Below are 12,990 nucleotides of genomic sequence, written 5' to 3'. Positions count from 1 at the left end.
TTATTGCTTACCTCTTGACAAGTGCGAGTTCAATGCCCGTCAACCAATCTCATGTGTTGAGATTTCTTCCCGGTTGAATTGCATTGGCCGAGATTCAAAGTATCGAATCTCCTGCAATTCCCGATCTGGGCAATTCTGCCGCCTGAAATCCGAAAACTTTGGCATCAAACGAGCTGCCCGGTCGCTGGTCGCGTCGCCGGGCTCCGCCGTGCCGGTCGCTGTGGCTCTTCCCTGCCTTCTTTTGGCAGTCAGTACAGACGGGGCCGGCGACCCTGCGCAGCTCTGACCAGCGGGTTTCTCCCCAGAAGGTCACGGAACGGTAACGACAGGAGCTCTACGTCTTGAAAAGTGTGGACTCAAGGTGTGTACTTCTACATGTCGACTCCACATCAGGAAGTCAACACATCGGATCGAGAGGGCGAAGACCGGGGCACGGTGTCCCTGCGAGTTCTCCGATTCGGTGAGTACCTCCTTCCGGGTGTTCAGAAGACGGTAGTCCCGTAAAGCGCGGGCAACGGCTTGGGCCGTGCGGACAGCAGCGAAACCGTGCAGAGCAGCGTGAAGAACGACGCGTAGCCAAACGCGCATTTCTAGTCTGGAATGTGTAGTAACTGCGCTTGCAGCTTCACTACGTAAAGCTCTTGCTATAAAGCGGAGAAGCGCGCATAAATGGCATGCCTGCCACAGGTGTGTCCCCAAGATAAGTCAATGGTGGTCTAGCACCGAAAAACGTCACAATGCGTGGGCGTTCGGGGTTGTTTTAGGCGGTTGCCGAAATTGGGCTTCTCTGGCTTGAGAGCGTCGCTCTCGCCTGCCCATAGCACGCTAAACCCGTACGGGCATGGTTCCCTGCATTGCGCACTAGACATAACGGCTTATCCCAACAGAGATTAAAGATTCAGGGAATGTGCTATCGAAACTCGCAACCCTCACCCCGTGAGTAGTGCCGTATTGCCCGGATACAGGATGTGTCCCCTTTGCGGAGATCTCACCACGGTGAGGGTTGCGCGTTTTGATACCAGTTCACAACTGGCCTGAATCGCTGCCAGTCAACCACTTTTCACACACGAAACGGAGTGCCGACATGACTATGACTCTGATTGATTGGTCCGCCCGAATTAGCGCTATGGCGGACGCTCTGTCCGTTCCGGACGGCGGTTTTTCTGTCGACCCTAGCGACGGTTCGGACGTTCGCACCGGCTACGCGGTAGCCGTGCACCCGGAACACGAACACGTTTTCGACCGTCGCGTGACCAGCAATGACCTTCACGAGTACATCGCACGCGCAAAAGACGCTCTCACGCTGTCCGGTCGCGTTCTCGGCGGTTGGTGTGACCCTGACACCGGCCGTGTCTACCTTGACGTTTCCGTCGTGACAGCGAACTTGTCCGAAGCAATGACCCTCGCGCGGGAAACCCATCAGCTCGCCATTTTCGATTTCTCCGCAATGGAATCCGTGTCCGTTGCGGTTGCCGCGTAACTCCAAAAAGGGGTGGACACCATGAGTGCAACAGTCGCATTGATCAGTGATGGGCAAGCGCGACGCGTCGCGTCCGAATGGCACGGCGGTATGTCATCCGCTCTGTATTCCCTGACCTCATCGGGTGCGGTTGACCTTGACCGCGTGCGAGACGAGATCTCGCGCGAGTTGCTGAAGTTGGACGTCGGAAAGGTGCGACGCGAATTGCTCGCGCTGGACAAATACGTACGGGCGGCCGGCGAGCGTACCGCCGTAGCGGAATGGTTCCGCTTGTGGGACGACTCGCCGGTGAGCGTGAACCAAACGTAAGGATCTGATAGCCATGCTTACCCCCAGTGATCACCCATTTTTCCAGGCTCACCCTGTGAGCCACGAAAACATCGTGTGGCACTGGGAACAGGCCGCACCCGACGAAATAGCCCAGGGCATGCGCTGGTATTTCGATGCACACCATGTGGCAATGGTTATCGCCAACGGTGACGCTCATCTCGGCGCCGGAATGCTCGCGATTTACTCGCCCCAGCAAGGTTGGATCGGGAACGTACTCAATGCCGCTCGCGTGCTCCGAGAGGGACAAGGGATCGGCGGACCGGGCTCCGGGATATTCGCATCTGCCGCCCAGAAACACGCGGCCAACCGGTTGCTGTCCGGCGAACGATACGAAGACATCCTCGCCGGCCCGAAGATCCGCGACTTCGCACACCTGATTGAGCACGGCGGAGACAAAGACCCGGATGACCCGCGAGTTGTCATCGATCGGCACGCGCTGTCCGTCGCGCACGGTCGCGCACTCAGTTCAGACGAATACGACTCTGCACCCCTCAAAGGGTTCAAGCGTCGTGACGGTTCGATCAGCCGTCGGCACTACGACCACGTGGTCAGTCAGTACCACCGTGCCGCGGAAATGATCTCCGGTCCCTCGGGTGACCGGGTGTCGGCACACCAGGTTCAGGCCGTGACGTGGCTTGTCCGCCAACGGCTGAACCAGCAAGCCGAACAGCAGCGCGGCCCCAACCGCCTTGACAAGGGCCGCAACCGGGCGCGCGCAAATTCGGAACACGCCTGGCAAGACTTCCGAGCCAACCACTTTCCGGAACTGGCGACATGCCCCGGAACTGGCTACCAATCGGCTGCCTAACGGCTCGCCTCGCAGTGAAAGGCGCGATCATGGAAACCGTTGTGAAACACACGTGCGGCGGGCCCGTCTTCGGGCGCAAAACTCCCGGCTGCCCCCGCTGTGATCAGCTTCTCGCCGGTGCGGCACCCGTGGTATGGGCAGGAATGCGCAGCAGGGAAGACCGCGAGCGCGACGAACAGCAAGACCGACTCGCGCGCCGCGCGCATTTCGCACCGGACGGACCCCATGCCACCGGTAAATGCGCGCCTGTCTGCACATTCGGCGACTGGTAACAGCCGCACGCGGTAACCACCCGATCCGACACCTACACGCGATTAGCGAGGGTTCACCAATGAACGCAACACAAACCAACGGTATCCGCGTCACCGTGATTAAACCCGGTGACCTCGTTTTCCTGGACAGCTTTTCGGGACTCGTGCCGGCAAAAGTGACCGGCTACACGTCATGGGGACACATCACGGTGGTGGTCACGGCGGAGCGCGGCGCCTACCGCCGTGGTGAGCGCACGACGTTCAGGCCGTCGGGTTGCGTGCCGCGTGCGCACGTTCGCGTGCGATCCGGGCACTACCGCATCTTCGGCGCATGGACGTTCGCCGAACTACCGGACGAATTTCAACCCGGCTGGGCCTGGGACTAACCCCTTTCAACCAATTCTGGTCACGATCACGGGAGAGAACATGCCAACCACGACAGACGTCGCCACGGACGTCGAGCTCCACTTTCAGTACGCCCAGGACGGCTACGTCATGAGTGACGACACCTACGGCGAACAGGACGCTGACAGCGCGGCTGCTTTCACGCGTGACGGGTGTGCGTTCGTCGCCTGCGAACGTGCACCACGTGGACGGTGGCGCATTGAATCGACCGGCGGTGCATGGGCACCCGTACCACTGTCCGCATACCGCTACCGATTCTCGACGCTTGCGGATGCGGCTGACTATGTCGCTGCGAAGTGCGGAACCACGGTCCGTCGCGTGGATTCATGGATCTGACACCACCCGTTCCGGTCCGCGCGCCGGAAATTCCGTATCGGTCAGCAGCACGTTCGGCGCCCACTGGGTAGCTGGCGTCGCGCAGCTCTGACAGCGCGCAATGGTTGCAACGGGGGTCCCGTTGCGGATTGTTCGACTCATCCGCGCGCACGCAATCGACACCACTTCCCGAATGAGCAAAGGAGATCACCATGTTCGTGTACGGCGTGTCTTTCATCGATATTCACCGCGTCGTGCGCGACGTGTCCGACGCTCTGTACGACGGAAACATCACCGTCCGCACGGGGGAAGACCGCACCAACGGCGCCGGCCCCCGCGCGACATTCACGCTCCGGGCGAACGACACGACCGGATTGGGCGCCAAGGGAAGCTCGTCCGCGTTCGGCAAGGGCACCGGCCCGAAAGGCAGGCGCCGCACCATTTCCGCGTGCTGGCACACGCACTACGACGTGCTGGCCGAGCTATTCGCCCGATTCCCGGCCGCGCGTGTCGTGACCAAGATCGCCACCTACACCGCATCGACGTTCCGTGATCGCGCGCTCGAAACCTCCTACCTGAACGTCGGGAGCGAATTGTTTCCGGCCACCGCGCCGGACTGCTGCGAATGCGACCACACCGACTACGTCGACGACTTTGACTCGGCACCGACCAGCGACGCCATGCGCCCGGACACCGACGTCGACTACTTCCTGTACGAACTTGACCGCGTGCTCGCCGAACACTGACCGCCGTTTCATCACCTCCGGAATTCGCCCTTACCGACCGACGAAAGCGAGTACCACCATGACCGACGACCACTCGATCACCGTCGACGCGCTGCGCGCCGAGCTCGTGCGGGAACGCGCACGTGCCGATTCCTTCGAAGCGATCAACCGCGTGCAGGCCGCCAGCCTCGCCGAGCTGGCCGCGCGCGCGGGCGAACTCCGGTGCCAGGTTGCCGACCTGGCCGACGACGCTCTGAGCTCGAAACCCATGCCGGTACATGGCCTGCGCAACGTCACCGGCCGGATGAACGGCTTGGCGGAGAGCCTAAGCAGGTCGGCACACGGCTACGCGGGCGCACGCACCACGGACATGCTGTACCCGACCGTGGACGACGATCTCCGCGCGCACAAGTGGACGCCTCGCCCCGACCGGGGCCTGGACGGCACGTTGCCGCCCATCCCGATCAGCGAGATGGGCGACCGTCGGGGCTACGCCCGCGGCTGGCACCGGGGCCCGCAATGGATCACCTTGTGGTTCACCGGACCGACTGCCCTGGCATACGGAGACAGCAGCGATCACGGCCGGCTCACCAGCGTCGACGCCATGCGCGCCGTGATCACCTCCGCCCGATCGTTGTCCGCTTCGGCGCTGGCCGAGTGGGTCACGGCCCGGCAGGAAGCGCACACCGTGCCGTTCGACGCCCCGTATGTCCGGGTGTTCGCACACCTCCAGGCCGGTCCGTGGTCCGCGAGCGACATCGACCGGTGCGACGAATTCGGAGTCCGCACGCCCAACGGAACCGGCAACACCTCCGTGTGGACATGCCCGAGCGACCCCGATTTCCGGCTCTACGTCTGGGGAATCGGCAACGAACCCGCCCACGTCCGCTACTGGGCCGGTCCGGTCGTCGACATGGCGCACCTCGTCCAGATCACCGGTCAGTACCGCTGACAAGTGATCACTGGATCCACCCCCACGCACGAGGTCCCACGACGGGTGTCGGCTGCGCGCCGGCCGACACCCGCCACCCACCGGCGCGTTGCTCACGTCCCGAAGGAGACGCCTTCCCATGACTAACACCACGAACGCCCACACCACCGCCGTCGTGACGCTGCCGGTCAACGGACGCGACTCCCGCGACGGCACGGCGACCCTGACTCAGATCGTGGACGCCACCGGCGGCCACACCGTCCACATCGTCACCATCGACGAACGCGCCGCCGAGTACTACGGCATTCGCCAGCCCGTCAGCGTCACAGGTGGACTCGTCCGAACACGCGGCCGATGGGCACCCACCGCCTACCGCGACCGCGCTCACCTCCTCGACGGTGGCGGACTCGTCTACTTCCTGCCGAACGCGCCAAGCCGAGTCCGCGCAGTCCGCGCGTTGCTGCGCTGGTGGTTCGTAGTCGCCCGCCGTACCCGTGAAGGCGCCGACCCGCGCCACCTCGACCCCTGCCAGGAGTCGCCTGCGTCTCGCCGGTGGCTGCTCGCCTAACCGCATCACCTCATCGCATAACGCCATCGCGACGGTCGACCTCGCCTTGATCCGGTCCGGCGTGCTCGCCAAACCGACCGGGCGAGTCGACCTTGCGCGCCTCCGTTGCATCACCTCCGGCTGGAAAGGACCGACGCCGCCATGACCACCACCTCCTCAACCGCCGACAAGGCGGATGTTCTCGACTGCGGCCACACCGCCACCCCGGACACGGTTGGCACCGGCAGTGTGATCGACCCGCGCACCGGCGCCACGAGTTGCTACCCGTGCTCTGACGAACGCGAACGCGTGGCGATGACCCGCGCGACCACGTTCGTCGCCTACGTGTCCACCGACGGTGACGCGCTGACCACCTGGCCCGGCGGACACCTGGCCACAATCGACCCCGCCGATACCCGGCAGACCGGCCGGCGCACCTACACCCCGTCCGGCGGGATGTGGACCCGGTACGTCTGGCACGCCACCGACCTCGACGGAGGCCGCTGGATCGGCGTTAACGGCGGCCCCGGCCTGGTGATCGGCGTGCACCGGCTGCGGGTGTGCACCTGGCAAACCGAGTTCGGCAACGGCCGCGGCCCCCGCTACTGCCACCGCCGCGCCACCCACGCCGGCCAGGGCGGCGCCTTCGACCTCTACTGCCGCACCCACGCCCGCCAGGTCTTCGACCTCTACGGCTGGACCACCACCGCGCTGCCACCCCGCGCGCTGGCCTCGCTCACCGCGTGAAACCACGCCACCACAAGGAAAGGAGTGCCGCGATGTTCGTGAAATTCTTCGACCGGCTGGACCTGTCACGGGCCGACCTCGACGACGTACTGATCGCGCCCGCGAACCGGGCGAAGGCACTGGACCTCGCACGGGAACGCCGGCTACCGCGTCAGTCGCTCACCCGCGCGACCACCCGCGAGGGGTTCTGGGTCTACGTCTTCCAACTCGGCGCTGACGTCCACCTCGGCACCGTCACCCTGGCCGGCGCGCAGTCCGGACCCGAGCACCTCGTCACCCTGCCGGTCCGCCAGCTCGACAGCTACTCCACACCCGGCATGCCGCTGACCGAAGTGACCGGCCTGCTGGCCGCGGTCGCCGAAGACTATCCGGCCACCGCGCTGACTGCCGTGCTGGCCGACAGCCTCACCAAGGTCCTCGACCTGTGGGCCGACGCCCGCCGCAACGGCCGACCCACGATCGACATCCGCGATCTCGACCGCGCCGTGACCAGCGAATTCGCGCCAGCCATCCGGGCCTGGCGCACCGGCAACACCTTCCCCCAACCGCGCCTGGCCGACACGACCTGGCCCGAACCCGTACCCACTGCGAGGTGAACACCCATGCCCATCGACGACCCCACCACCGCGACCCCCAGCGACATCGACGTCGAACTCGCTCGGCTCGACATCGAGAACGGCAAGGCCGAAAGCACGCTCCGCGGACTCAGGAAGCGCCACCGGAGCCTGCTGGAAGACGGCATGACCGAGTACGCGGCCGAGCTGGAGCCTCGAATCGAGCAGGCCCGCCAGACCATCGCCGAGTGTGAGACAGCAGCGCGTCCGCTCGAAGCGGAGTTCGAACGCCGGGGCGGCTGGACCCGCGCCTGGCTGGTCCTCAACACCGGCGGCCACGTACACCGCACACCGCAGTGCCGAACCTGCTTCGCCACCACCCAGTTCGCGTGGCTCACCCAGCTTTCTGGACACGACGAGACCGAGATCGTCGACCTGGCTGGCAAGGCCGCGTGCACCGAGTGCTACCCCAGCGCGCCGGTCGAAGTCCGCAACCGGCCCAGCCGGATCAAGACTCCGGAGCAGCTCGCGCGGGAAGCGGAGAAGGCCGAACGCGCGAAGGCCAAGGCCGCGAAAGCGATCACCGCGCCGGATGGAACACCCTTGCGCACCACGAAATACGGGCAGATCGACACCGAGTTCACCGCGCGCCGCAACTACGCCGACGCGTTGTCCTATGCCCGGCACCTGGCCAGGGTCAACGTCGCGTACCACCGGGACAGCATCGCCGAACACCACGAGGACGCACGGCTCATCCTGGCCGCTCTCGCCGCGAAGCACGGCCGCACTGAGGACGACCTCCGCGCCGAGCTGGCGCCCAAGGTCGAATCCCGGTGGAACCGCGAATACAGCAACTGGCGCTAACCGAGCACACTCAGGAACGGGGCTACACCGATGATTCTGGTCGAGACGTTGGAAGACCTGATCTACACCTACCTCGAAAACCCTGCCCGGCCCGGCTCGGCCGTTGGCAAGGTCAACGCGCAAGACCTGGTTGGCCACGTCGTGCAGCATCTCGCCGAGCGCGGGGTCGACGTGGGTTTCCAGGATGGATCCCGCCTTACCGTGCGGGACTGCAAGCACCGGACGTCAGAGCCCAAACGGCACCGACTTCCCCTGGTACTCCAAGAAAACGACGACGGACACGTCCGCATCTACTGCGACGGCCGCGACTGCTTTTGGTCCTGGCCGCTCTACCACCACGCGAGTCCGCAGACCAACGGCAACGCAATCACCAGCGCCGTCGACCACGCGATCCGGCGACACCGCCATACCTGACCACACCGCCAGCCAACCCAGACCGGCGCGATGCCCTCTCCTGTACCAGAAACCTGTGCGGGAGGGCTTCGCGCCGGTCTTGCGCTGAACACATTCGAAGGACCTCGAACTGCCATGGCTACCAACGACATTCACGACGCTCGGCAACTCATCGCCGAAATCGACGTCCCCACAGAGCGCCCGCGCTGGGCATGGTGGACCCCCGGTGACGCCACCCGGTACCACACCACTCTGATCAATGCGGCACCCAGCGCCAACACGATCGGCACCGCGCCCGGCGGCACTTTCCGCGCCCTCGTGATCACGATCGACATGTTCAGCGCCCGACCCATCTCCATCGTGATCCCGCGGCCCACCGACGACGAAGAGCGCTACACCGCCGACGAGTGGGTGTACCGGAGGTTCCCTGGCGGTTGGTGGGCCGGCATCCGGCCCCTGCTCGCCGCACTGGGCTGGACGCCCGAGACCGACCGAGACACCACCTACCGCAGCACGGACCACCAGGACATCACCACGGCGCAGCGCGACCAGGGCACGGCCGGCTAAGCCCCTGTGCCTTCCCCGGCTATACCCGCGGCCGAACCGTCCACCACCCGCACGGCACGTCGCTGCTCGTCCGCGCGGACCGGCAGCGACGTGCCGCTCATCCACCCTGAGGACAACGTCATGAACAGCAGCAGCCACGTCGATCCGCGTGCCCTAGCCGATACCGCGAACCGCGCAGCCACCTTCGAGCCGATGACGAACGAGGACGAACGGCCGACGATCACGGTCGCCGGTGTCCATGTCGCGCTCTATGTCGACCCGGCCAGTCGCCAGGTCCGAGTCTCCGTCGATCTCGACGACACCGAGCCATGGCTCTTGCGCACCGACAAGGACAGCACCGTCCCAATGCGGATCTGCGTGCAGGGCGTCGTCACCTTCGAAGGCTGACAACCCTCATTGCGAGCCGTTGGCCCCGGCTCTCACCTCCGCGCATAGGCGCGCCGGTGCAACTCACGGTCCACTCAGGACCCTTTTCCGTCGTCACGTTGATGAAGGGGTGACTCATGCACGCGTCAACCACCGAACTACCGAACCTCGCCGCCTATGACGTCATTCTCGTCAACAGCAGCGGCGGTAAGGACTCCCAAGCGATGCTCGACGAAGTCTGCACCCTGGCCGAGACCGCCGGAGTGCTCGACCGGATCACCGTTCTGCACTGCGCACTGGGCCACGTCGAGTGGCCCGGTACCAGCGAACTCGCACGCAAGCAGGCCGAGCACTACGGGGTCCGCTACGAAGAACGCCACCGCGAGCAAGGTCTGCTCCTCGACCAGGTCCGCCACCGAGGCCGTTGGCCGTCCTCCTCAGCCCGCTACTGCTCCTCGGACCAGAAGCGTGGCCCAGCAAGGAAACTGATCACGCAACTCGTCGCCGAACTCGGCGACCTGGCCCGGCCGGCACGCGTGCTCAACTGTATGGGCCTACGCGCCGAGGAATCGCGAGCACGACTGAAGAAGGCGCAACTGAGCCGCGACGAGGCCGCCAGCAGCGGCCGGCGCACCATCGACACCTGGCTGCCGATCCACGACTGGACAGAAACCCAGGTATGGCAGCGTATCCGCTCGTCGGGCGTTCCATACCACCCGGCATATGACCAGGGCATGAGCCGGCTGTCGTGCTCGCTGTGCGTGCTCGCGAGCCGCAAGGACCTCGTGCGCGCTGCCCAACTGCGCCCAGAACTGGCCGCCGAGTACGCCGAACTGGAAGCCGAGATCGGCCACCGGTTCCGCAACGACCTGTCCATGGCGGACATCATCACCGCCGCGAAACAGACCAGCCCAGTAGGGCCCGCGCCAGGACCTACCGGCACCGTCACGCTAGGAGAAGGTCAACTGTGGTGGGCGAGGTTCGAGCGGCAGAGTGACCGGTACGGCAGCGTTTTCCTGCTCGCCGGGCCGGACGACGAAGACTACGTCTCGTTTGAGTCCGCTCCGGTCGGGCGACGCGGTCGGCTGGTCGCGGTCGTACTGCGCACCCGCCGCTCTGGCCACTGCGGAGATCTCTACCGGGGCCTGGCTCCCAGCACGCCGGAAGTAGGCGAGGAGATCACGCTCGGCACCGGGACGTTGTTCACCGAGGACGATTCCGACACTGGCGCGTCGACCGCCGTCGGCGTGAAGCCGGACGACGGCCGCACCACGGATTGGCTGGATCCGCGCGCCTTGTACCGCTGCCACAACCAAACCGTGTGGCTCGAACTTCGCGAGGACAGCCAGACCGAACGCCGCGCCGCACCGCGCATTGCCTGAAACTCCGCTCAGCGTGGCGGCCCGAAGCGGCAACGCCGAACGGAAATGGCGGCCGTGGATCTCCCTCCACTGGAACGGAACCTGACGCTCACGTTCAACCATGGAAACGAAAGGGGCCTTGTCATGCCCGAAAAAACCAACAACGACACGGTGCTGGACCTGTGGCGCGATGTGCAGCGTCTCGTCGAAGGCATCTCACGAGGAATGGAATGGACCGCGGACGAAGTCCGCCAGGCGATGGAGCGACACCCCTCGGAGCGTGACGTCCTGTACCACAGCTTCCCTCTGCTCCAGGCGACACACAAGCTCATGGAGACAGAATTCGTGTACCGATCCCACTGCCGTGAGCTCCTGGAACGCCTCGCCAATGGCGCGGACACACGACAGGGCACCGCCGCAGAAGTGTGCTGCATGTGCTGCGACATAAGCCTCCGTACTCCACTGAGGTCAGAAGCCGCCGGCCTGTACCTCCGCATGTGGGCCGCAGCATTCCCAGGGCAACCGATGTTCGCCGAGCCCAGCGAGCACCACGAAGCGTTGGAAGGATCAACAATCGACGAACTCGAAGCAACCGTGCGCCGCAAGCTGACCGTCAAGAGCCGTGCGCTCACCGACGTCACCTGCACCGGCGAACACGACGGCGAGATGGTCCAGTGCAAGTACGCCGGCGCCTGACAAACCAGTCCGTCGCCAGGCCGCATCGGGCGAAACGAAGCGATCCCCGTGGGCCCTTGAACGAACCGCGTTTGCCGTCCCGCCGGCCAGACCAGACCGTTCTGGGCGGTGGGACGGCGTGCTCCTTGCGCCCAGTGAGCCGTGATTGCACGCCAGGCCGGCGCCGCTTCGGATCTCTCCGACAACTGACTCCCCGCGGGACATGGCTGCGACGGCCGTTCAACGTGCGGCATCTCGCTCTTCTGGGGGAGCCGACTCTCTGTCCACGACACACCAAGCAAGCACGGAGGACGATATGGAAGGGAGCGCACACGACGCCTCTCCGCACGTCGACACCACACTGACCTTCAGCTCGGCCAAGGAAACCGTTCCACTGCCCTACGTGTGGTCGTACGGCATGGGCGCCGAGTCAACGGCCGCAATCCATCGGATGCTGACTCATCCCGACGTGCGGCCAGCCACCGTTGCACGAGACTTCGCCAACCTGGTGATCGTGATCGCGCAGACCGGCGACGAATGGAGCACCACCGGCGAACTCGTCGAACAGCACATGCTTCCGCTGCTGCGCAAGCACAACGTTCGACTGGTCGAAGTCGCTCGCAACGGACCGACCAAAAAGGACGGTATTACCGTCCTGCAGGACACCCGCCAGCCTCGACACCTGCACCTCGACGGCGTGTTCAAACTCTCCGACGAGAACCGCGCCACCGGGACGCTGCCCCAGCTCGGCGGCGTCAGAAAATGCAGCCAGAAAGCCAAAGGCGCACCGCTAGATATGTGGCGCGCCAACGAGTTCGGCGACCGGCAGTACTTCCACGCGATCGGGTTCAACCGCGACGAGTACACCAGGATCAAGCGGGACAAGGCGTACTCGATGGGCGGGCGGCGCATCCCGACATACCCAATCCATGAGTGGCGGTGGACCAGACAGGACTGCATCGCCTACCTGAAGCGCGAGCTCAATGTGGACTGGGAATGGCCCAAGAGCTGTTGCCGGCAGTGCCCATTCGCCGGCTGCAACACGGCGGGTTGGCCGGAGCAGCTCGCGCGTTTCATCGCGCTGCCAAACGAAGCTGTCCAGCACGTCATCGACGAGTACGCGTGTCTCGCGCTCAACCCGCGATCCGGATTGTTCGGTCCCGGCAAGTCGTTAATCACTCGGTTGCAGCGCGACCACGCGACCGAGGTGATCACGCTGGCCGCGCAGCGCATGAGGGCGATGCCGTGGGCGGTGTACCGCGTCCGGCGATACTTCTCCGCACCTGCGTCCGCCATCCGGTCGCTCGAACGAGTCCTGGTCGCCGACCGGCTTCTAGTTCAGGCGGCACTGGAGGAGATCAGCGACCTCGTCGGCGTGAAACTCGTCAAGAACGCCGAGATCACCGGAGCGCCTGTCCGCCAAGGCGACCGCGACACGCACCGCCGTTTGTGGCTGCGCAAGCGAACCGACGGGGCGTACCCCGCCATGGAGGAGTTCTACGTCACCGCGCCCGCCGAGGCCGTCGACAAGGCCCTCGACAGCTTCGACACCACCTGGACGGACAACACAGACAAGCTCCTGTCCTATATGGAACGCCGCACAGACGCCGCCATCGCCGTCGTGCGCCAGGCGATCAGTCGCGGAGCCAACAACACCGCGTCATAGGCGCA

Annotated in this window: 16 protein-coding genes; all 16 read left to right on the top strand. The window is 64.9% G+C overall.

The features are described from left to right. Positions 1 to 1,126: 1,126 nt before the first annotated feature. Positions 1,127 to 1,480: a hypothetical protein gene (locus AB0M30_RS22205; protein ID WP_364586347.1), complete on the top strand. Its 354-nt coding sequence runs from the start codon at positions 1,127 to 1,129 to the stop codon at positions 1,478 to 1,480. A gap of 21 nt (positions 1,481 to 1,501) precedes the next feature. Then, a complete protein-coding gene (locus AB0M30_RS22200) occupies positions 1,502 to 1,789 on the top strand; it encodes a hypothetical protein (protein ID WP_364586345.1) in 288 nt (95 codons plus the stop codon). 55 nt (positions 1,790 to 1,844) lie between these two features. Then, positions 1,845 to 2,618: a hypothetical protein gene (locus tag AB0M30_RS22195; RefSeq protein ID WP_364586343.1), complete on the top strand. Its 774-nt coding sequence runs from the start codon at positions 1,845 to 1,847 to the stop codon at positions 2,616 to 2,618. Positions 2,619 to 2,949: 331 nt separating this feature from the next. Beyond that, positions 2,950 to 3,255, top strand: coding sequence for a hypothetical protein (locus tag AB0M30_RS22190; RefSeq protein WP_364586341.1), 306 nt, complete (start codon positions 2,950 to 2,952; stop codon positions 3,253 to 3,255). Between the two features lie 546 nt (positions 3,256 to 3,801). Further along, positions 3,802 to 4,335: a hypothetical protein gene (locus AB0M30_RS22185; protein ID WP_364586339.1), complete on the top strand. Its 534-nt coding sequence runs from the start codon at positions 3,802 to 3,804 to the stop codon at positions 4,333 to 4,335. Then, the gene (locus AB0M30_RS22180; protein WP_364586337.1) at positions 4,310 to 5,266 is read left to right on the top strand and encodes a hypothetical protein; all 957 of its coding nucleotides are present in this window, start codon (positions 4,310 to 4,312) and stop codon (positions 5,264 to 5,266) included. The genes AB0M30_RS22185 and AB0M30_RS22180 overlap by 26 nt, the downstream gene beginning before the upstream one ends. Positions 5,267 to 5,384: 118 nt before the next feature. Next, complete coding sequence (locus AB0M30_RS22175; RefSeq protein ID WP_364586334.1) at positions 5,385 to 5,813, top strand: hypothetical protein; 429 nt, start codon at positions 5,385 to 5,387, stop codon at positions 5,811 to 5,813. A gap of 141 nt (positions 5,814 to 5,954) precedes the next feature. Continuing rightward, positions 5,955 to 6,539 carry a hypothetical protein gene (locus tag AB0M30_RS22170; protein ID WP_364586331.1) on the top strand — a complete coding sequence of 195 codons (585 nt, stop codon included), beginning with the start codon at positions 5,955 to 5,957 and terminating at the stop codon, positions 6,537 to 6,539. 32 nt (positions 6,540 to 6,571) lie between these two features. Continuing rightward, entirely contained in the window at positions 6,572 to 7,135 is a 564-nt protein-coding gene (locus AB0M30_RS22165; protein WP_364586328.1) for a hypothetical protein, read from the top strand. A gap of 6 nt (positions 7,136 to 7,141) precedes the next feature. Next, positions 7,142 to 7,957 (top strand): hypothetical protein, encoded by an 816-nt coding sequence (locus tag AB0M30_RS22160; RefSeq protein ID WP_364586325.1) that lies wholly within the window; start codon positions 7,142 to 7,144, stop codon positions 7,955 to 7,957. 30 nt (positions 7,958 to 7,987) lie between these two features. Further along, positions 7,988 to 8,371: a hypothetical protein gene (locus AB0M30_RS22155; protein WP_364586322.1), complete on the top strand. Its 384-nt coding sequence runs from the start codon at positions 7,988 to 7,990 to the stop codon at positions 8,369 to 8,371. 114 nt (positions 8,372 to 8,485) lie between these two features. After that, positions 8,486 to 8,917 (top strand): hypothetical protein, encoded by a 432-nt coding sequence (locus AB0M30_RS22150; protein WP_364586319.1) that lies wholly within the window; start codon positions 8,486 to 8,488, stop codon positions 8,915 to 8,917. Between the two features lie 120 nt (positions 8,918 to 9,037). Further along, positions 9,038 to 9,304: a hypothetical protein gene (locus AB0M30_RS22145; protein ID WP_364586316.1), complete on the top strand. Its 267-nt coding sequence runs from the start codon at positions 9,038 to 9,040 to the stop codon at positions 9,302 to 9,304. 116 nt (positions 9,305 to 9,420) lie between these two features. Beyond that, positions 9,421 to 10,665: a phosphoadenosine phosphosulfate reductase family protein gene (locus AB0M30_RS22140; RefSeq protein ID WP_364586313.1), complete on the top strand. Its 1,245-nt coding sequence runs from the start codon at positions 9,421 to 9,423 to the stop codon at positions 10,663 to 10,665. Between the two features lie 123 nt (positions 10,666 to 10,788). Continuing rightward, a complete protein-coding gene (locus AB0M30_RS22135) occupies positions 10,789 to 11,340 on the top strand; it encodes a hypothetical protein (protein WP_364586310.1) in 552 nt (183 codons plus the stop codon). Between the two features lie 295 nt (positions 11,341 to 11,635). Beyond that, a complete protein-coding gene (locus tag AB0M30_RS22130; RefSeq protein WP_364586307.1) occupies positions 11,636 to 12,985 on the top strand; it encodes a hypothetical protein in 1,350 nt (449 codons plus the stop codon). Positions 12,986 to 12,990 lie beyond the last annotated feature (5 nt).

Origin of the sequence: Amycolatopsis sp. NPDC051716 (genome assembly GCF_040681595.1) — a bacterium.
Taxonomy (GTDB): Bacteria; Actinomycetota; Actinomycetes; order Mycobacteriales; family Pseudonocardiaceae; genus Amycolatopsis.
Note: the sequence above shows the minus strand (reverse complement) of the source record. Positions and strands in the feature narration are given on the sequence as shown.

Bases quoted from the DNA above. Each gene is read 5' to 3' on its own strand.
- AB0M30_RS22145 (WP_364586316.1), top strand. From the start codon at position 9,038: ATGAACAGCAGCAGCCACGTCGATCCGCGTGCCCTAGCCGATACCGCG.
- AB0M30_RS22205 (WP_364586347.1), top strand. From the start codon at position 1,127: ATGGCGGACGCTCTGTCCGTTCCGGACGGCGGTTTTTCTGTCGACCCT.
- AB0M30_RS22155 (WP_364586322.1), top strand. From the start codon at position 7,988: ATGATTCTGGTCGAGACGTTGGAAGACCTGATCTACACCTACCTCGAA.
- AB0M30_RS22150 (WP_364586319.1), top strand. From the start codon at position 8,486: ATGGCTACCAACGACATTCACGACGCTCGGCAACTCATCGCCGAAATC.
- AB0M30_RS22200 (WP_364586345.1), top strand. From the start codon at position 1,502: ATGAGTGCAACAGTCGCATTGATCAGTGATGGGCAAGCGCGACGCGTC.
- AB0M30_RS22170 (WP_364586331.1), top strand. From the start codon at position 5,955: ATGACCACCACCTCCTCAACCGCCGACAAGGCGGATGTTCTCGACTGC.
- AB0M30_RS22190 (WP_364586341.1), top strand. From the start codon at position 2,950: ATGAACGCAACACAAACCAACGGTATCCGCGTCACCGTGATTAAACCC.
- AB0M30_RS22185 (WP_364586339.1), top strand. From the start codon at position 3,802: ATGTTCGTGTACGGCGTGTCTTTCATCGATATTCACCGCGTCGTGCGC.
- AB0M30_RS22130 (WP_364586307.1), top strand. From the start codon at position 11,636: ATGGAAGGGAGCGCACACGACGCCTCTCCGCACGTCGACACCACACTG.
- AB0M30_RS22175 (WP_364586334.1), top strand. From the start codon at position 5,385: ATGACTAACACCACGAACGCCCACACCACCGCCGTCGTGACGCTGCCG.
- AB0M30_RS22140 (WP_364586313.1), top strand. From the start codon at position 9,421: ATGCACGCGTCAACCACCGAACTACCGAACCTCGCCGCCTATGACGTC.
- AB0M30_RS22165 (WP_364586328.1), top strand. From the start codon at position 6,572: ATGTTCGTGAAATTCTTCGACCGGCTGGACCTGTCACGGGCCGACCTC.
- AB0M30_RS22135 (WP_364586310.1), top strand. From the start codon at position 10,789: ATGCCCGAAAAAACCAACAACGACACGGTGCTGGACCTGTGGCGCGAT.
- AB0M30_RS22160 (WP_364586325.1), top strand. From the start codon at position 7,142: ATGCCCATCGACGACCCCACCACCGCGACCCCCAGCGACATCGACGTC.